This is a genomic window from Cupriavidus numazuensis (genome assembly GCF_905397435.1).
GTDB lineage: Bacteria > Pseudomonadota > Gammaproteobacteria > Burkholderiales > Burkholderiaceae > Cupriavidus > Cupriavidus numazuensis.
In genome coordinates this window covers 47159-64497 of sequence record NZ_CAJPVI010000048.1, presented here as the reverse complement: position 1 = coordinate 64497, position 17339 = coordinate 47159, and the positions used below count along the sequence as shown (strand labels likewise).

The window sequence follows — 17339 nt, the reverse complement described above, 5'->3', positions numbered from 1 at the left end:
TCATCATGGAACTGGATTTTTCTCCCGTCTTCAGCGGCTGGCCTGACATCGTCCACGGTGCCATCGTCACCGTGGAAGTGACAGCCTGCGCGCTGGTACTCGGCTGCGTCATGGGCCTGCTGGTCGGCATCGGCCGGCTCGACCCGAAGCGCCGCGTCATCTACGGCATCTGCACGGCTTACGTGACGTTCATCCGCGGCACGCCGCTGCTGGTACAGCTGTTCCTGCTGTTCTTCGGGCTGCCGCAATTCAACATCATGCTGCCGGCCTTTGTCTGCGGCGTGATCGGGCTTGGCGTCTATTCCGGCGCCTATGTATCGGAAATCGTGCGCGGCGCGATCCAGTCGGTGGACAAGGGCCAGATGGAAGCGGCCCGCTCGATCGGCATGTCGTCCGGCCAGGCCATGCGCGCGGTGATCCTGCCGCAGGCCATCGTGCGGATGATTCCGCCGCTTGGCAACGAGTTCATCGCGCTGATCAAGAATTCGGCGCTGGTCTCGCTGCTGACCATTGCCGACCTGATGCACGAAGGCCAGAAGATCATCAGCGTGTCGTACCGGTCGCTGGAAGTCTATCTGGCGATCGCGCTGGTTTATCTGATCCTGACGAGCGCGGCCGGGCTGATCCTGCGGCGCGCCGAACAACGGCTGCGCATGGGAGGCATGGTGCAATGAGCGATTCCGCAATCATCCGGATCCGGAACCTCGGCAAATCATTCGGCGGCCATACCGTCCTGCGCGGCATCGACTTCGATGTCGAGCCGTCGCAGGTCGTGGTCGTGATCGGCCCCAGCGGCTCCGGCAAGAGCACGTTCCTGCGTTGCTGCAACGGCCTGGAACAACCTGAAGCGGGCACCATCGACATCGTCGGCAAGCGGCTGGTCACCGACGGCCAGCTGATCGGCGAGCACGAACTGAACCAGTTGCGCACCGAAGTGGGCATGGTGTTCCAGTCGTTCAACCTGTTCCCGCACCTGTCGGTGCTGCACAACGTCACGGTGGGCCCGCGCATGCTGCGCGGCGCCTCGCGCGAGGACGCGGAGCGCAAGGCGATGAGCCTGCTCGAGAAAGTCGGCCTTGCCCACAAGGCACACGCCATGCCCGCCAGCTTGTCGGGCGGCCAGAAGCAACGCGTGGCCATTGCGCGCGCACTGGCCATGGAGCCACGCGTGATGCTGTTCGACGAACCGACCTCTGCGCTGGACCCCGAACTGGTCGGCGAAGTGCTGCAGGTGATGAAGGTGTTGGCCGCCGAAGGCATGACCATGGTCGTGGTCACCCATGAAATGGGCTTTGCCCGCGAAGTGGCCGATGTGGTGGTCGTCATGGATGGCGGCGGCATCATCGAAGCCGGACCGCCGTCGGTCATCTTCTCGGCGCCGACGCAGGAGCGCACGCGTGGCTTCCTGCAGGCCGTGCTGACGCGGGCATGAGGATGGCTGTGACTCAGAATCCCTGGCAGGGCCGCGTCGACAGTGGCGAAGTTGGCGACACCACTCGCCTGTTCCGCATCGTGAATACGCTGGAAGCGGCAGATCCGAAGCCCCTTGGCGGATCGCCGGTGTTGCTTGGCTTTCGTTGCGACGCCGGCGTGCTGCGCAACCAGGGCCGCCCCGGCGCCGCGCACGGCCCCGACGCCATCCGCCAGGCGCTGGCCAACGTGCCGGCCCACGGGCTGCCCGCGTTGTACGACGCCGGCAATATCTGCTGCGAGGACGGCGACCTGGAATCGGCCCAGCTGGCGCTGGCGGGAACCGTGCACAACGTGCTCGGCCGCGGCGGGCTTCCGCTGGTGCTGGGCGGCGGCCATGAAGTGGCGTGGGGCACGTGGCAAGGCCTGCGCGCGTATCTGGACGCACGGAACGATGACGGGCGCCTGCTCATCATCAATATCGATGCCCACTTCGACTTGCGCACCAGCCGGCCAGCCAGCTCCGGCACGCCGTTCGATCAGATCGCCAACGCGTGCGCAGAGCGCGGCCAGCCGTTCGACTACGTCTGCCTGGGCGTCAGCCGCCTGAGCAACACGCCGGCGCTCTTCAGCCGCGCCGATGCGCTCGGTGTCAGCTACGTGGAAGACGTGGACATGCAGGAACGCCACCTGGCCACGCGGCTCGCGGAACTGGCGGCGCGCATCGATGCCACGGACCACGTGTACCTGACCATCGACCTTGACGCATTGCCGGCGGCCGTGATGCCGGGCGTGTCGGCGCCTGCCGCCTATGGCGTGCCGTTACCGGTGGTGGAGGAAATCGCCCTGCTCGCCCGCCGCAGCGGCAAGTTGCGCGCGGCAGACCTCGCGGAATACAACCCGCAGTACGACCGCGACAATCTGGGCGCGCGCGTGGCGGCGCGGCTGGCCTGGCGGCTGTTGGGCTGAAATGCTGAGGGGCGTCACGCGCCCCTCTCGCGACCAAGGCTCTTGCTGCTTCCCGATATTTGCCTAGCCGGCCGCCATGACAGCGCCATGACTCCCCCTCGAAAATTTGTGTGGCACTGCCCTTGCGGCTGGACTACCATTTGAATGGTGCATTGCACCATTTTGGTACCGCGTCCGGCAACCGTGGCACGACAAGAGCCTTTGTGCCAGGGGCAAGCGCCGCTGCGTGGTCATGCCTGTGCCAGACAAATACTCGAAGAGGGAGGCGTTGACATGGCAGGTGATATGGATGGCGAAGTCGTAAAACTGGGCGCATACAACGTGAAGAAAGGCGAAAGCTCCGTGTCGGGGCTTTCCTCTGGCGCGTTCATGACAGTCCAGCTGCATCTGGCCCATTCGTCGAGCTTTTGCGGCGCAGGGGTGATTGCCGGCGGCCCGTACCGTTGCGTCGAATTTTTCCGGGCGGCATCTGCGGTAGGCGAGGATGCGAATGAGCTGAACGCTCTTCATCTGTGCATGAATCCCCTGGTGCCGCAGAACGCACCCAACGCCAATCGTCTTGCCGAACTCGCACGGCAGACCGCACGCGACGGTCTGATCGACGAGGTCACGAACCTTGCAGGTCATCGCCTTTATATCTTCACCGGCAGCAAGGACAGCGTGGTGTATTCAAGCGTGGTGGCACGCACGCGCGACTTCTACCACCTGCTGGGCGTCACCACGACCGACATCCATTACGACGACAGCGTGCCCGCTGGCCACTCGATCATCACGGGGAATGCCGAGGATTCACCGCTGGAAACGAATCAGCCTCCGTATATCAACAATGGCGGATTCATCCAGTCGCACAATATCCTGCAGCACATCTACGGCAATCTTGCAGCGCCTTCAGACCGCCTGAGCGGCCGCCTGATGCGATTCGACCAGACCGAATTTTTCGGCAACGAGCCGCGCGCCAGCATGAGCAAGTACGGCTACGCCTATGTACCGCAGGCGGTGGCCGAGGGTGCCGAGGCACGCGTCCATATCGCCCTGCATGGTTGCAAGCAAGGCTACAACTACATCGACTTCACGTTCGGGCAGTCGGACTTTGCGAGCCAGCCGCCTTATGGCAACCGGTATATCACCACCACCGGCTACAACAGCATTGCCGACAGCAACAACATCATCGTGCTGTACCCGCAAGCCGAGGGTACCGATGACAGCCTCACGCAGAACCCCGATGGGTGCTGGGACTGGTGGGGCTATACCTGCGCGGACGCCGAAAGGCCTGATTACTATTCCCGCGAAGCCATCCAGATCAAGGCCATCCACGGCATGCTCAGCCGGCTTGGCGGTTAAGGGAGACAAAAAATGGCTGGAATCATGATGAGTCCAAAGGAACCCGCACCAACCGCGCACAACGGCGAAGCCGCACAGGCGTTCCATCATGCGCTGTTGCAGACACCACCGGCCGCTGCGCAGCGGGCCCTGACACTGCAGACATTGATGGGCGAGTGGGCGATGCGTACCGGCGGCACCGCCACCAAGGCGTTGACCCTGGCGCCGTTCAGCTTCGATCCGCAGGTAATGACGGAACTGGTGCAACTGCAAAGCGCGATCGCACAGCGCTTGCAGGCGCAGCAGCAAGTGTGGGTGCAGCAATGGTCCGGCTGGCTGCAAGAGCGCGGTCAGGTCAGACGCGCCAACACTGTGTCCAAGCTGGTCGAGCAGGAATTCGATTTGCTCGCCCGCTTCGTGCTGCTGCTGAGCGACCAGATGCTTGATCTGGTGACGTTGCAGGAGAATGTTGAGGTTAACGGTAGCTATTGGGTTCAGCAGGTGCTGGAGGCGAAGGTTGATGGGGTGGGGTGAAATTGGTTCTTCGGCGAAGCGCGGGGGTTATTGTTCTTGGCGGGAGCCGCTGTTTCGCCGGCCTAGCCGGCGGGGGCTTGTCGTTCGGGCGGGGTTATCGCTCTTGGCGGGCGCTGCTGTTTCGCCGGCGTAGCCGGCGAGTCACTTTTGTCCGAGCGACAAAAGTAACCAAAAACGCGTTTTGGTTGCCCCAAAGGGGCGAATTTTTATCGTAGTGTGCCAGGGGTGTTGTACGGGTATGGGCTTCAGAGTGATTTACGCTGCCTGCCGCGTGGGGCACCACCGTGAGTGGAAATACAGCGCTGATTGGACGAGCCCTGCAAGCGTCTGTGGCCCCTGCTGCTAGCGGCATCGTGCAATCGCCTTCGGCTGCGCTGCGCGCAGAGCCCTAGTCTGAGCACGCAGGCCCAGGGCAAACCACGCCTCGGGGACGATACCCGCGCATGGCATGCCGAAGTCGAGAAAGGACCCTGGACGAACCTGGGCGCCAGCGACGCTGATGAGCTCGCACCCAGACGACGACGCGCGCGCAGCGCAGCCGAAGGCGTCCCACCACTGACCTCGTTGAAACGCTGTACCCGAGTCCGTCTTGGGGATCGTCCAAAAGCCGTGCCGCGCGAGGCACAGGTTCTGACTCACATGGCGTAGCAGGGTCGAACCACTGACCACCATCGCAGGCGTCCAAAGCCGTCTGAACCACTGCCACCGTGGAATTGATGGCCAGCGGCAACGACGCGCTTTTCTGCCTACTCTTTTGTCGCTTGGACAAAAGAGTAGGTCGCCGGCTACGCCGGCGAAACAGCGGCGCATGCCAAGCACGACAACCTCACCATTCGGTGAAGAGCCCCAACCAACCCCTCCCCCCCTCTCACCTCGTAATCCTCCCCGCAAGCCAATGCACAAACGGCGCCGCGGCGATAACGATAGGCAACACCGCCACCCACGAAAAAAAATACACCCGCAGCCAGTGCGAAACAAACGCCCCCTCCGCGACAAACGGCATGCTAGCGATGGCTGATGCCACCCCACACGTGACGCCCGCCTGTATCGCGCCAAACGCAAAATGCCGGTACTCCCTTGGAATCTTCCACATCTTGTCTCTCCCGATTTGTAGTAGCCGTGGGCACACCCGAAGCGCCAACAAGGATCCGATCTGCATCAGTCGGGCCGGCGCCCCTCCCACGCGTTCTGCAGCAATTCACGGATCGCCCCTGCTTCAAGTGGACGCGGATTCGGGTACTGGTTCTGCAGCGCGATCTCGCACGCCTTGTCGAGCTCGTCCTCGCGCATGCCGATCTGATGCAACCCCAACGGGGCGCCGGTCGTGCGCGCCAGGTCGAATGCCCCCTGTGCCGCATTGTCTGCGCCCATGGCCTGCGCGATGGAGGCCATGGCGCCCGGCGCGGCCCTCGCGTTGTAGGCCAGCGCGTGCGGCAAGACGATGGTGTGCGTTTCGGCATGCGGCAGGTTGAAGCTACCTCCAAGCGTGTGGCAGAGCTTGTGATGCAACGCCACGCCCACACTGCCGAGCACGGCGCCGCATAACCACGCTCCGTACAGCGCTTGCGCGCGCGCCTCGCGCAATGCAACCGGATCCCGTTCGCTGACGAGCATCGGCAGCGCCGCCGCGATGGCCCGTATCCCCTCCCCTGCCATCAGGTCCGAAATCGGGCTGCGGTCATGCGCGTACAAGCCCTCGGCGGCGTGCGCCAATGCGTTGATGCCGCTGGTCACGCTGATCGCCACCGGCAGCGAGTAAGTCAGTTGCGGGTCGTAGATGACGGTGCGTGGCAGCACCTTCACGTCCGTGCCCGTGCGCTTCAGGCCCGCGTCGGTGAGGCCGTAGATTGTGGTCATCTCCGAGCCCGCATAGGTGGTGGGAATCGCCAGCACCGGCAGGCTCATCTCGAGCGCGATGGCCTTGGCAAGCCCCGTCGTCGAGCCGCCGCCGATCGCCACTACACTGTCGGCGCCCAGCTCGAATGCCATCGCGCAGGCCGCGCGTGCCGTCTCGACCGGCACGTGCATCACGGCACGGTCGAAGATGCCGATCGCGCGGTCGCCGAGCAGGTCCGTCACCTGTTCGGCCAGCGGGCGCTGCTCGGGAGTACTGAGCACCAGGACACTGGATGCGCCCAGCGCATCGATTTCCTTGCCAACCTGCCGGATCGTGCCAACGCCGAAGACGATGCGCTGCGCACGGGCGGAATACTGGAATGCTTTCATCGTAGGTCTCCAATGCTCCTCGGGACGGTTCCGAACAGTCAGAACGACATGCGGGCCATCGCCCAGATCCGGTTGCCTTCCGGGCGGTTGCGGGCGCCGAACTCGAACTGCCCTTTGAGTGAGAAGCTCACCTTGTCGTTGAGCTGGAAGCAGATGTCCGGCCCCAGCGCCGTGACGCGGCCACGGTTGCCATTGCCGTTGACGCGCACACCGTTCTGCGTGTCGTCCGTGGTCTGCACGTAGTAGTAGCCGTTCAGACCCAGCGTCAGCCTCGGCGTGACGTGGTAGCCGGCACTGAACTCGATCGTGGCCTCGTCACCCGACTGATACTGGGTGGCTCCGTTACGCGTGTTGAAGCCGTACCGGAACTTGGCGCTGATATCGACATTGCGTGTCGGGAACCACGTGAAGGCGTAGCTGGGCGCAATCTGGTAGTAGTTGCGGCCGATATTGACCGGGTCGTGGACATCGTAGGCGCCGGTCTTGAGATGGAACTCGACGCCCGCCATCTGGTGGAAGCTGCCGCTGTGCCAGCCGAGGATCACCGGCGCGAACGTCATGTCGGCCAGGCCGGTCTTGTTGCCGCCCTTGTCGAGCGGCGGCAGCGGTGACGGCCTGGCCACCGACATGTCGAGGTTCGCCGACACGATCGGCACCACGATGCGCGTTTCCAGGTTGGCGCCGAACACCCTGACCCCGGGCCAGACATACGACAGCCGCGGCGCCAGCGCGTCGAGGCGCAGGTGGAAACTGGCCAGTTTGGGATTGTCGTGGCCGGCATTGTCCTTGGAGCTGCCCGCGTCGTAATGCTGGTAGAACAGCAGCCAGTTGGCGCCCTCGGGCAGCATCAGGCCGGAATACAGGTTATCAACCCCGATGGGGTAGGAATTGCCGCCACCCTCCGTGGCCCGTGCCGGCATGCTGCCTGCCGCGCATGCGGCAGCGAGCGCCAGCCGCCCGACCCGGACCGGCAGCGATGCACGCGCCCGCCGGACCTTCATGCCATCTATCGAACCCATTCGCCACTCCGAAAGACCGCGTGGAACACCGGGCCGGCTGGCGCGGTGCGTGGTTGCAGCCGCGCGCCCGCAAGGGCAGCGCGGCGTCTTCCGGTACTAGCGGGTTGGATTGAGCACGAAATCGAAGTCGAGCCGGTAGATGCCGTCGGTCTGGCGGACCCAGTCGCCGATCAGGGACTTGCGCACGCCGAACACCGCGTCGGAGTCGAGATACTTGTCGCCGCGCCGGAACACGTGCGTGACCAGCGTCTCGTAGCCAGGCGCCTTGATCATGAAGTGCAGGTGCGCGGGCCGCCATGGATGGCGGCCGGTGGCGCGAAGCAACTCGCCGACCGGGCCATCGACAGGAATCGGATAGGCCTGCGCGACGATGGTGCGGAAATGGAAACGGCCATCCTCGCCCGACTTCAGCACGCCGCGGCCCTGCGCTACCTCAAGCCCTTGGTACTGCACGTCATAGTGGCCATCAGCGTCCGCTTGCCAAGTCTCCACCACGGCGTCGGCAACCGGCCGGCCGTCCACGCCCGTGACGCGCCCATAGACCATGCAGGGCTCGCCCTTGGCGCCGTTCGCCACATCCGCGCCATGCTCGTAGTGCGGCGCGCCTTCGACGTGGAAGGGACCGAACACGGTGGCCTCGGTGCAGCCTTCCGGCTTCTCCTGGTTCATGGCCACGGTCAGCATCGACAGGCCCAGCACGTCGCTGAGCAGGATGAACTCCTGGCGCTTGTCGTCACACATCTGGCCGGTCGCAGTCAGGTAGTCGATGCCCTGCTTCCACTCGGCCTCGGTCAGCCTGACCTCACGCGCGAAGTCGTGCAGATGCCGCACCAGGCTGGTCATGATCTCCTTGGTACGCGCATTGGGCGTGTCGGCCAGGCGCGCAATGACGGCCTTGGTCAGGTTATGCTGGTCATACTCTTGCATCGCTGGACTCCCGGCCGCTAGGCGAGTTGGCAGGCCTGCTCGAACGACAGGCGCGGACTGCGGGCGAACACTTTTTCGGGGTCGCCGTGACCAAGGCCGCAGATGAAGTTCGAGCGGATGCTGGTGCCGGCGAAGAAGGCCTGATCGACGGCCTGGTTGTTGAAACCGGACATGGGGCCGCAATCGAGACCCAACGCGCGCGCCGCGGCGATAAGATAGCCGCCTTGCAGCGTGCCGTTGCGAAACGCCGTGGTGTTGGCGAAATCCACCTTCTCGTCGCCTTCGAACCATGCCTTGACTGCGGGGTTGTGCGGGAACAGATCCGGCAGTTGCTCGTAGAAGCGCGTGTCGTAGCCGACGATCGCGACGACCGGCGCGGCCATGGTCTTCTCGACGTTACCCGGCGCCAGTGCCGGACGCAGCTTTGCCCTGCCCTCCTCCGTGCGCACGAACACCAGCCGCGCCGGTGAACAGTTGACCGAGGTTGGGCCAAACTTCATCAGGTCATACAGTTCCCGCAGCGTGCTGTCGGGTACCGGCGTGGGTAGCCAGCCGTTCTGGCTGCGCGCGCCGCGGAAGATCTTGTCGAGCAGTTCATTGGTTTGCATCGTTCACTCCTTGCATGTTTCGGGTGTTCCGGCCAGACGACGCTGGCCGGAGGGTCAGGCAATCACACAGTCATCGTGCCGCTCAGCGCGAGCTTTTCCTGCTGACGCGCCGAATCCAGTGCCTGGGCATAGCCGGCGGTGGCCTTGTATTCGCTCTCGTGGCCTTCGCTGAGTTCGATGCCGCAGACCTTGCGCGCCAGGGTGCCGTATGGGCCCGCAGCGGAGAACTCGGCGCGCTGCATGGTCAGCATGCGGATGGCCTGCAGCGGCGTGCCATTGAAGTTCTCGAAGACGAACAGGCGGTTGCCCCAGTCGGTCAGGAACAGGTCGCGGATCACACGGCCGATCTTCACGCGGTCGTGTGGCTGGCCCACAGGGCCGTTGTTCATGCGTTCGAACCAGCCGTTGAGCGCCTCGTCGTTCCACTGGTCTTCGCTCGCGAAGATCAGCGCGCTGCGCCCGGAGAGATCGACCAGCTCGTAGATCATCTGCGAGAAGTTCTCGAGGTAAAGCGCGCGGCCGAAATCGTAGATCAGGATGTTCGGCTTGTAGGCACCGCCCGGCGTATGGAAGCCCAGCTCTTCGCTGGCGACGATGTGCGCGAGCATGGCCTGATGGAAGCCGATCAGCTTGGCCACGCGCGTCTGCACCGCGGGGATCTTGTTGGTGCCAATATGTTCGGTGATCAGAATTGCCAGGCCGGCCATCAGCTCGGCGCGCACCGACTGGCGGATCAGCGCGTGATAGTGCAGCCAGTCGAACACACGCTGCGGGTAGAGCTTCGCGTGCTCAGGGTTGCCCAGGTGGAACACGTGCGACCATGGGATGAAGACATTGTCGAATACCGTCATGCCGTCCAGCTCATCGCCCTGTGAGGCCAGCGGGTGCTCGATGGGATCTTCCTTGACCACGCTCTCGCGGCAAACGATGGTCACGCCCGGAGTGTTGACCGGCGTGGCCGCGAAGATGATCTGGTCGCCCGGGATGCCGGGGCGAAAGAACACCCCGATATGGATCCAGTCGGCAAAGGCAACGCCGGTGCCGATGGCCTTGACCCCTGACACGACGATGCCCTTGTCGTTCTTCTCGATCACGCGCAGCCCCGGCGAACGTTGCTGGGCATCGGGGTTGGAGCGATCCATCTGCGGATCGACGAACTGCGGCGCGCAGTTCAGGTCGTGCTTCTTGGCGAAGTTGACGAAGTCGACGATGTTCTTCGCCTTGACCTTGCCTTCAGCGCCGATGGTCTGCGTTTCCCACGGTGACGGATCGTCGATATAGGTCTGCAGCACGTAGTTGTTGACGTCCGGCGTGCGCGGGAACGACGCGCCGGCCATCTCGCGCATGATCGTCTCGTGGTACTTGCGCTTGCGGCGCAGCTGTTCCTTGTCGAAGTGGCCGAACCATTGCATGGTGCGGCGCTCGCCATCCTTGTCGACGAAGGTCATCACGTCCTGCAGGTCGGGACGATGGTGCAGGTCGTAGAAGTCGGCGTGACGCTGCGCGTAGTCCCGCGTCTTGGGGTGCGTCGCGACGTTGTCGATCTTCTCGTTGCCGACCCATACGTTGCGGCCGTCGTTGAGCGATTCCAGGTACTGCTTGCCAGTGCGAATCATCGCGAGGTCTCCTTGGTGGGTTTTCGGGGTGTGACAGTCCCTGCCCTGGAGAAGGGCATACGGACACGGATACGAATTCGGGGTTTCGCCTGGCGCCGGCCAGGCCGCGTCAAGTCGTGCTAAGCCGCGACTGGCTGCGTGGTGGCGTAGCTGCGGCGGCAGTAGACCAGCGGCGTGTCGTTGCTGCTTTCAGCGCCCGAACTGCCGAGCACCTGCGCGACGAAGACGCTGTGGGTGCCGATTTCGAGCTGATCGACGACCTTGCAGTCGAGCGCGACCATGGCGGACTTGCTGTATGGCGCGCCGGTGCCGAACACGCCCCAGCCGTCATCGTCGAAGCGCTGCGCCATCGGCACCGCGCCGGCCCCGGCGAACAGCTGGGACACTGCGGTCTGGCTGGCGTGCAACCAGTTGATACTGACCACGCCGTTGGACTTGATCACGCTGTTTGCGGCGCTGCGGCGATTGATGCAGAACAGCACGGTGGGCGGCGAATCGCTCACGGAACAGACCGCCGAGCACGTGACGCCAGCGCGGCCGCCTGCGCCGTCGGTGGCGATGACGGTCACGGCGGTGACCGCAAGCGACAAGGCGTCGCGGAAGCGGGTGGCGTCGATGGCGGCGTCGGGAATGCGGCTCGCGCCGGCTTCGATGAAGACTGCGGACGACATGGCGATCTCCTCCTTGTTGGGGGCCTTCTTCGTTGCCCTGCGACAGGGCTTGGATGAAGCTTTGTCTCTGGAAACCTGCTTTCTGATCTGTGTCAGCTGTGTGAAACTAGACTACAGCCGAGCCTGCCCGTTTGCTAATCACCTCGCATCATGGACACTATTCCTCAGCGTCATGAAGACGAACTCAGCCTGAATCAACTGCTGGTGCTCGATGTACTGCTGAGTGAGCGCAGCCTCACCAAGGCGGCGCGCGTGCTCAACCTGACGCAGCCTGCGTTGAGCAAGACGCTCGCGCGGCTGCGCCAGTATTTCGGTGACCCGCTGTTCGTCCGCGTCGGCCTGCGCATGGAGCCGACACCCAAGGCACTCGAGCTTGCCGACCCGGTGCGGGGCATTCTCCAGAGCGTGCGTGCGCTGCGCTCGGACCATGTCGGCTTTGACCCGCGCACCAGCCAGCGCAGCTTCAGCTTCTTCCTGCTCGATGCCGGCGCCTCGCAAATGCTGCCGCCGCTGCTGAGCCGGCTGGCGGAAGAAGCGCCGGGCATCCTGGTGCAGGCGGTCAACGCCGATGCCACGCATCTCGACATCTGGCTCGAGAACGGCCTCGTCGACCTGGCCATCGGCTCGTTCCCGGGGCTCACGCAAAGCATCCGCCGGCAGTTGCTATGGCACGAAACCTACGGCGCGGTGGTGCGCAAGGACCATCCGCGGCTGGCACAGCTGGGCGATCTGGACGCCTTCATCGCCGAGAAGCATGTGCTGGTCTCCGCGGTCGGTACCGGCCACCAGCACCTGAGCATCGAGCGCGCCATCGAGGCCGCCGTACCGCATACCAACATCATCTGCCGTGTGCCGAGCTTCGCCACCGCGGGCCTGATCGCCAAGCACTCGGACGCCGTGGCTGTCCTGCCGCTGACGCTTGCACGCGCGCTTTGCAAGGACCTCGACCTGACGGTTGTCACGCCACCGCTGACGCTGCCCGGCATGGACATCGCCCAGCACTGGCACGATCGCGTGCACCGCGAGCCCGGCAACCAGTGGATCCGCGCGCTGGTACACCGGCTGTTTGCCCGGCACGATGCCGTGGCGGGCGCGGCAGCCGGGGCAAACATGGAAGGATGAGCGCCGGTTATAGACACCATGACGGCAAAGGATTGGCGTCATGCGCCATCGCCTCCTAGCATGCGGTGCATGACAAGAGGAGGAGAACATCATGCAGGTGACAAGGCAGGCGGACGCGCTGCGTCTGGCGGCATCCGTTGTTTCGATCGGCACGTTCGATGGTGTGCACCGCGGGCACCGCGCCGTCCTGGCTGCGTTGCGCGCCAGCGGGCGTGCGCTCGGGCTGCCGACCGTATTGCTGACCTTCGATCCGCATCCGCGGGCCTTTCTGCAGCCGCAGAGTGCGCCGCGCATGATCTCCACGGTCGATGACCGTATCGCGCTCCTGGCCGAAAGCGGCGCCGTTGACCACTGCCTTGTGCTGCCGTTCGACCGCGCCCTCAGTGAAGCCAGTGCCGATGACTTCGTTCGTGGCTTGTTGCTTGCGCGTCTGGGCATGCGGCGGCTGGTGGTCGGCGCGAATTTCCGCTGCGGTCGGGGACGCCAGGGCGATATCGATTACCTCGGCCAGCTTGGCAAGTCGCACGGCTATGACGTCGAGCCCGTAGCGTTGCATGCCACCAATGCAACCGGAATGGATGTGCGCTGTTCATCCACGGAAGCCCGCCGCCTGATTCAGTGCGGCGACGTGCGTGCTGCGGCTGCGTTGCTCGAGCGCCCGCATGAAATTCATGCCATGGTAGTCGCCAAGGCGCCTGCCAGAGCCAGCGGCGCGGCGGAGATTCGCCTCCCGCAGGGCATCTGCGTGCCGCCTGTCGGGCACTACTCCGGCGCGGTCCGCGCTCAGGCGGGTGCGCCGCACTGGCGCCCGGCGCTCGTGCAGCTTGGGGCTGCGGACGGCATGGCCCGCGTGCTCAGCGACGCGCATTTCGCGCCGATGCCTGGCAGCGCGGTCTCGGTGCGCTTCTTCAGTTCGGCGCCAGCCTAGCCCTCGAGGCACGCGCGCAAGGTTCGCGCGAGACGGGACGCTTCCCTCGCATCGGTGATGTTCGCGAATCCCATGACCAGGCCGCGTGGCGTACGCCGCGTGCGTGCGTTCGCATACCAGATCGACAGTGGCACCACCGCGAGCCCTGCGTCGCGTGCGCGCGCGGCAAAGGCCACGTCGTCGACGGGACCTTCGGGACCTTCGGCAAACCGGACCGCGAACTGGATGCCGCCGTGCGGCAGCTCGACAAGCATGCGCTCCCCGAACGCCTGCTCCAGCGCATGCGCAATCAGCGTGCGGCGCTGCCCGTACAACGCACGCATCCGCTTCACGTGCCGCGCAAAATGCCCCTGTTCGATGAAGTCCGCCACGGCCGCCTGCAATAGCATCGGCGAGCCGGCATTCATACTGCACGCCACGCGCTCCACGCGTTCGACCGCGCGCTCCGGCACCACGGCATACGCGAGCCGTAGTCCCGGAAACATCACCTTGCTGAAGGTGCCGCTGTAGATCACGCGATCGTCCTTGTCGAGGCTTTTCAACGCCGGCAGTGGCCGGCCCACATAACGGAACTCGCTGTCGTAGTCGTCTTCGATGATCCAGCGAGACCCTTTCGCCGCCCAATCGAGCAGCGCCATGCGCCTGGCGAGCGACAATGTGTATCCGAGCGGCGCCTGGTGCGATGGCGTCACCAGTGCGAAACGCGCGAGCGAATCCAGCGCGATGCCGCGCTCGACATCGATCCCTTCGCTGTCGATCGGCACCGGTACGAGATTGACGCCGACTTCGGCCAGAAAGCCGCGTGCGAGCAGGTAGCCGGGGTCTTCGAACCACATGCGGTCATTGGGACTCGCGAGACTGCGCAAGACGAGTTCGAGCGTCGCGCGGTAGCCAGCGGTGATGAATACCTGTTCCGGCACGCACACCACGCCCCGCGACAAGCCCAGATAGGTGGCAATGTGCTCACGCAGCGCGCGGTAACCAACCGGGTCCGGATAGGCCAGCATCGCGCGTTCTCCGCTGCGCGCGCAACGCGAGACGAGCCGGTTCCACAGCTTGCGCGGGAACGCGTCCAGTGCCGGCAGCCCCGGTTGCAAGAGCTTAGGCTCCCCGCTCATCGCCACCGCGATTGCCAGTTGACGCTGCGCCGGCTTACGACTGCGCAATGCCTCGGACGCCTTAGGCGCACCCTGCTCCCTGGCTGCGAGGCCCTGGCGATCGTCTTTCCGTGCAGGACGCGTCACCGATGCCGGCAACGACGCGGAGACGAACGTCCCCGCCGCACCGCGCATCTGCAGGTAGCCCTCGTCGACTAGGATGGTATAGGCCATTTCGACCGTGCCGCGCGCCGTATTCAACTGCAGGGCAAGCCCCCGAAGCGCGGGTACGCGATCGCCGGGACGCAAGTGCCCCGCGGCGATGGCTGTCCTGAACCGCTCGCAAATCTGCAGATAGATCGGCGAGCGGTTCTGGCGGTCGATTTCGATGGCCAAGGGGGAAGTCCGAGCGGTCATGACGGGTTCGCGGGCAATGTGGACAGGCTGGACTTGGCCTAGTCATTTCGACAATTCTTGGCCCTTATCCATAGGGCATGATTGTTCCACAATGGTCTCACACGATGCGACGGGGACAGGCACCCGGATGGATGCCCCCGACAGCCGCACCGCGCACTTCCCTACTCTCATCTGGAGAATCTGCCATGAAGATCGTTGTAATCGGTGGTTCCGGCCTGATCGGCTCCCAAGTTGTCGCACTGCTCGCCAAGGCTGGTCATACCGCAATCGCGGCCTCTCCGAGTACCGGCGTCAACAGCGTGACGGGCGAAGGATTGGCCCAGGCATTCGAGGGCGCGGACGTCGTCGTGGATGTGGCGAACGCACCATCGTGGGAACCGCAGGCCGTACTCGATTTTTTCCGCACTTCCGCACGCAATCTCGGCAAGGCCGAAGTGGCCGCGGGTGTACGCCATCACGTCGCGCTGTCGATCGTCGGTACCGACCGCATGCCGGGCAATGCATATTTCGCAGCAAAAGTCGCGCAGGAGGAAGCCATTGAAGCAGCCGGCGTGCCGTACACGATCGTGCGCGCCACGCAGTTCATGGAATTCCTCGGCGGTATCGCCGATTTCGGCACGGACGGCAATACCGTGCGTATCGGCGACGGGCTGTTTCAGCCGATTGCTTCCCAAGACGTCGCGGCAATCCTTGCACAGGTCGCGCTGGAAGCGCCCCTGAATGGCACCCTTGAGATCGCCGGCCCGGACCGCGCTCCCTTTGCCGAGATCGTTGCGCGCTATCTGAAGTCAACGGGCGATGCCCGCACGGTGGTGACGGACCGCGAAGCTCTGTACTACGGCGGTCAGGTCGAGGAAATGTCGCTCGTACCGCTCGGCGACGCGCGGATCGGCCGCGTCAGCCTCGAGCAGTGGCTCTCGCAAGCGAACAAGCAATAAGGAGTAAAGCCATGAAAGCAATCGTCTCATTGGCGGCAGCGCTGATGCTGTCGTGCCTGATGGCGGCGCAGCCGGCAGTGGCCGCACCGGAAGCGAAGGTCACGCCCCTGCGGACGGAACCGTTGCCCGAATACCCGGGCAAGGAAGTCGAGATGATCATCGTGGACTATCCACCGGGCGCGGTGGACCCCGTGCATCGACATGATGCGCACGCCTTTGTCTACGTGCTCGAGGGCAACATCGTCATGGGCGTCAAGGGTGGCAAGGAGGTAACGCTCAAGCCCGGCGATACCTTCCACGAAGGCACGAATGACATCCATACCGTCGGGCGCAATGCGAGTTCCACACAGCCGGCCAAGTTTGTCGTGCTCCTGATCAAGAACAAGGGCGCACCGATCCTGACGCCCGTGAAATAGGCTTGCAGGACCCGGCAATTCAGGCGCGTCGGACGGCAGATGCCGGGACCGGCGCGCCCGTTTTAGTCTGTTTGGACTATGTCACCTTGAACGTGAGCGGAAACAATGCGCATAGCAGCCGCGCCTGTCGCGGCTGTGCCACTGACCAAGACATCCGGGAGAGACAACAAGTGACGACCCAACATCCTGCCGCCAGCGACTTTCGCGTGGCCCTGAACAGCCCGGCCAGCAGTGTCGTGATTACCGGCGCAGCCTCCGGCATCGGCGAGGCTTGCGCGGAGGCCCTGGCCGCTGTCGGCCGGCCTGTAGCCATCTGGGATATCCAGGAGGACAAGGCGCGAGCCGTCGCGGCGACGCTGGCCGAACGCTATGACGTGCCCACCTTTGGGCTCGGCATTGACCTGCGGGTACCCGCAGGCATCGAAGATGCGCTGGCCCGCACACGCGCAGCCCTGCCGGCGCTCGGCGGCATGGTGCATGCTGCCGGCGTGGTGGACCAGAGCGGGATCGACGGCCTGACGCAGGCACGCTGGGACGCCGTGCTCGATGTTAATCTGCGCGCCATGCCGCTGCTGGTCCAGGCCATGCTGGCCGACTTGCGCCAGCAACCGGGCGCCGCCGTGGTTGCCATCGCATCGATCAATGCGACATTGGGCAATGGATTGATTCCGGCCTACTCGGCTTCCAAGGGCGGTTTGCTCTCGCTCGTGCGTTCGCTAGCGGACAGCTTGGGCCAGGACGGGATTCGCATCAACGCGGTTTCTCCGGGACAGATCCATACGCCGATGCTCCAGCCCGCTATCGATGCCCTGCCTCCGGGCACGTTCGAGCGCCGCATTCAGTTGGGCCGTCTTGGCACGCCCGCGGAGATCGGGCGGGTGGTCCGTTTCCTGCTGTCGAGCGAAGCCAGTTACATCACTGGCACCGAACTTGTGGTCGATGGGGGGAATATTCCTTCGCAGCGGTGAATCTCGGTTATTAGGCGCGGCTGTTTCGCTGGCGTTGCCGGCGGGGGTTTTGGGGTTGGGATTGGGGGGGCGCTCTTGGCATGCGCCGCTGTTTCGCCGGCGTAGCCGGCGACCTACTCTTTTGTCCGAGCGACAAAAGAGTAGGCAGAAAAG

At 64.4% G+C, this 17339-nt stretch carries 18 protein-coding genes; 10 read left to right on the top strand and 8 right to left on the bottom strand.

Going from position 1 to position 17339, the window contains the following annotated elements:
• Window positions 1–5: 5 nt before the first annotated feature.
• The 5 genes from KHO41_RS30450 (at window position 6) to KHO41_RS30430 (ending at window position 4233) form a co-directional block, all read left to right on the top strand.
• Window positions 6–674, top strand: a complete 669-nt coding sequence (locus KHO41_RS30450; RefSeq protein WP_211956962.1) for an amino acid ABC transporter permease — start codon at window positions 6–8, stop codon at window positions 672–674.
• Window positions 671–1432: an amino acid ABC transporter ATP-binding protein gene (locus KHO41_RS30445; protein WP_011297756.1), complete on the top strand. Its 762-nt coding sequence runs from the start codon at window positions 671–673 to the stop codon at window positions 1430–1432. The genes KHO41_RS30450 and KHO41_RS30445 overlap by 4 nt, the downstream gene beginning before the upstream one ends.
• Window positions 1429–2379: a formimidoylglutamase gene (gene hutG / locus KHO41_RS30440; protein WP_211956961.1), complete on the top strand. Its 951-nt coding sequence runs from the start codon at window positions 1429–1431 to the stop codon at window positions 2377–2379. The genes KHO41_RS30445 and hutG overlap by 4 nt, the downstream gene beginning before the upstream one ends.
• A gap of 273 nt (window positions 2380–2652) precedes the next feature.
• On the top strand, window positions 2653–3720 hold the full coding sequence (locus tag KHO41_RS30435) for an extracellular catalytic domain type 2 short-chain-length polyhydroxyalkanoate depolymerase (RefSeq protein ID WP_211956960.1): 1068 nt from the start codon (window positions 2653–2655) through the stop codon (window positions 3718–3720).
• A 12-nt stretch (window positions 3721–3732) separates the two neighbouring features.
• Entirely contained in the window at window positions 3733–4233 is a 501-nt protein-coding gene (locus KHO41_RS30430; RefSeq protein ID WP_211956959.1) for a hypothetical protein, read from the top strand.
• Window positions 4234–5101: 868 nt separating this feature from the next.
• Here the strand turns inward: KHO41_RS30430 and KHO41_RS41400 are convergent.
• From KHO41_RS41400 to KHO41_RS30395, 7 genes are all read right to left on the bottom strand, one after another.
• Window positions 5102–5236: a DUF2798 domain-containing protein gene (locus tag KHO41_RS41400; protein ID WP_244874105.1), complete on the bottom strand. Its 135-nt coding sequence runs from the start codon at window positions 5234–5236 to the stop codon at window positions 5102–5104.
• 155 nt (window positions 5237–5391) lie between these two features.
• The gene (locus tag KHO41_RS30420) at window positions 5392–6459 is read right to left on the bottom strand and encodes a maleylacetate reductase (RefSeq protein WP_211956957.1); all 1068 of its coding nucleotides are present in this window, start codon (window positions 6457–6459) and stop codon (window positions 5392–5394) included.
• A gap of 38 nt (window positions 6460–6497) precedes the next feature.
• The gene (locus KHO41_RS30415; RefSeq protein WP_244874102.1) at window positions 6498–7478 is read right to left on the bottom strand and encodes a SphA family protein; all 981 of its coding nucleotides are present in this window, start codon (window positions 7476–7478) and stop codon (window positions 6498–6500) included.
• 96 nt (window positions 7479–7574) lie between these two features.
• On the bottom strand, window positions 7575–8405 hold the full coding sequence (locus tag KHO41_RS30410; RefSeq protein WP_211956956.1) for an intradiol ring-cleavage dioxygenase: 831 nt from the start codon (window positions 8403–8405) through the stop codon (window positions 7575–7577).
• 17 nt (window positions 8406–8422) lie between these two features.
• Window positions 8423–9013, bottom strand: a complete 591-nt coding sequence (locus KHO41_RS30405) for a malonic semialdehyde reductase (RefSeq protein ID WP_211956955.1) — start codon at window positions 9011–9013, stop codon at window positions 8423–8425.
• A gap of 62 nt (window positions 9014–9075) precedes the next feature.
• Window positions 9076–10629: a 4-hydroxyphenylacetate 3-hydroxylase family protein gene (gene tcpA, locus KHO41_RS30400; RefSeq protein ID WP_211956954.1), complete on the bottom strand. Its 1554-nt coding sequence runs from the start codon at window positions 10627–10629 to the stop codon at window positions 9076–9078.
• Window positions 10630–10748: 119 nt separating this feature from the next.
• Window positions 10749–11300 (bottom strand): flavin reductase, encoded by a 552-nt coding sequence (locus KHO41_RS30395; protein ID WP_211956953.1) that lies wholly within the window; start codon window positions 11298–11300, stop codon window positions 10749–10751.
• Window positions 11301–11450: 150 nt separating this feature from the next.
• Between KHO41_RS30395 and KHO41_RS30390 the strand changes: the two genes are divergently transcribed.
• The gene (locus KHO41_RS30390) at window positions 11451–12422 is read left to right on the top strand and encodes a LysR family transcriptional regulator (protein ID WP_211956952.1); all 972 of its coding nucleotides are present in this window, start codon (window positions 11451–11453) and stop codon (window positions 12420–12422) included.
• A gap of 91 nt (window positions 12423–12513) precedes the next feature.
• Window positions 12514–13350, top strand: coding sequence for an FAD synthetase family protein (locus tag KHO41_RS30385; RefSeq protein ID WP_211956951.1), 837 nt, complete (start codon window positions 12514–12516; stop codon window positions 13348–13350).
• On the opposite strand, the gene pdxR is transcribed toward KHO41_RS30385, so the two are convergent.
• On the bottom strand, window positions 13347–14864 hold the full coding sequence (gene pdxR, locus KHO41_RS30380) for a MocR-like pyridoxine biosynthesis transcription factor PdxR (RefSeq protein ID WP_211956950.1): 1518 nt from the start codon (window positions 14862–14864) through the stop codon (window positions 13347–13349). The genes KHO41_RS30385 and pdxR overlap by 4 nt on opposite strands.
• A 185-nt stretch (window positions 14865–15049) precedes the next feature.
• On the opposite strand from pdxR, the gene KHO41_RS30375 reads away from it, so the two are divergent.
• The 3 genes from KHO41_RS30375 (at window position 15050) to KHO41_RS30365 (ending at window position 17186) form a co-directional block, all read left to right on the top strand.
• Entirely contained in the window at window positions 15050–15802 is a 753-nt protein-coding gene (locus KHO41_RS30375) for an SDR family oxidoreductase (protein WP_211956949.1), read from the top strand.
• Between the two features lie 11 nt (window positions 15803–15813).
• Window positions 15814–16218: a cupin domain-containing protein gene (locus tag KHO41_RS30370; RefSeq protein ID WP_211956948.1), complete on the top strand. Its 405-nt coding sequence runs from the start codon at window positions 15814–15816 to the stop codon at window positions 16216–16218.
• Window positions 16219–16388: 170 nt separating this feature from the next.
• Window positions 16389–17186 carry an SDR family NAD(P)-dependent oxidoreductase gene (locus tag KHO41_RS30365; RefSeq protein WP_211956947.1) on the top strand — a complete coding sequence of 266 codons (798 nt, stop codon included), beginning with the start codon at window positions 16389–16391 and terminating at the stop codon, window positions 17184–17186.
• The last annotated feature ends 153 nt before the right edge of the window (window positions 17187–17339 follow it).

What these genes read in the sequence shown, in the direction of transcription:
- KHO41_RS30450 (WP_211956962.1), top strand. Translation starts at nt 6, where the DNA reads ATGGAACTGGATTTTTCTCCCGTCTTCAGCGGCTGGCCTGACATCGTC.
- KHO41_RS30445 (WP_011297756.1), top strand. Translation starts at nt 671, where the DNA reads ATGAGCGATTCCGCAATCATCCGGATCCGGAACCTCGGCAAATCATTC.
- hutG (WP_211956961.1), top strand. Translation starts at nt 1,429, where the DNA reads ATGAGGATGGCTGTGACTCAGAATCCCTGGCAGGGCCGCGTCGACAGT.
- KHO41_RS30435 (WP_211956960.1), top strand. Translation starts at nt 2,653, where the DNA reads ATGGCAGGTGATATGGATGGCGAAGTCGTAAAACTGGGCGCATACAAC.
- KHO41_RS30430 (WP_211956959.1), top strand. Translation starts at nt 3,733, where the DNA reads ATGGCTGGAATCATGATGAGTCCAAAGGAACCCGCACCAACCGCGCAC.
- KHO41_RS41400 (WP_244874105.1), bottom strand. Translation starts at nt 5,236, where the DNA reads ATGCCGTTTGTCGCGGAGGGGGCGTTTGTTTCGCACTGGCTGCGGGTG.
- KHO41_RS30420 (WP_211956957.1), bottom strand. Translation starts at nt 6,459, where the DNA reads ATGAAAGCATTCCAGTATTCCGCCCGTGCGCAGCGCATCGTCTTCGGC.
- KHO41_RS30415 (WP_244874102.1), bottom strand. Translation starts at nt 7,478, where the DNA reads ATGGGTTCGATAGATGGCATGAAGGTCCGGCGGGCGCGTGCATCGCTG.
- KHO41_RS30410 (WP_211956956.1), bottom strand. Translation starts at nt 8,405, where the DNA reads ATGCAAGAGTATGACCAGCATAACCTGACCAAGGCCGTCATTGCGCGC.
- KHO41_RS30405 (WP_211956955.1), bottom strand. Translation starts at nt 9,013, where the DNA reads ATGCAAACCAATGAACTGCTCGACAAGATCTTCCGCGGCGCGCGCAGC.
- tcpA (WP_211956954.1), bottom strand. Translation starts at nt 10,629, where the DNA reads ATGATTCGCACTGGCAAGCAGTACCTGGAATCGCTCAACGACGGCCGC.
- KHO41_RS30395 (WP_211956953.1), bottom strand. Translation starts at nt 11,300, where the DNA reads ATGTCGTCCGCAGTCTTCATCGAAGCCGGCGCGAGCCGCATTCCCGAC.
- KHO41_RS30390 (WP_211956952.1), top strand. Translation starts at nt 11,451, where the DNA reads ATGGACACTATTCCTCAGCGTCATGAAGACGAACTCAGCCTGAATCAA.
- KHO41_RS30385 (WP_211956951.1), top strand. Translation starts at nt 12,514, where the DNA reads ATGCAGGTGACAAGGCAGGCGGACGCGCTGCGTCTGGCGGCATCCGTT.
- pdxR (WP_211956950.1), bottom strand. Translation starts at nt 14,864, where the DNA reads ATGACCGCTCGGACTTCCCCCTTGGCCATCGAAATCGACCGCCAGAAC.
- KHO41_RS30375 (WP_211956949.1), top strand. Translation starts at nt 15,050, where the DNA reads ATGAAGATCGTTGTAATCGGTGGTTCCGGCCTGATCGGCTCCCAAGTT.
- KHO41_RS30370 (WP_211956948.1), top strand. Translation starts at nt 15,814, where the DNA reads ATGAAAGCAATCGTCTCATTGGCGGCAGCGCTGATGCTGTCGTGCCTG.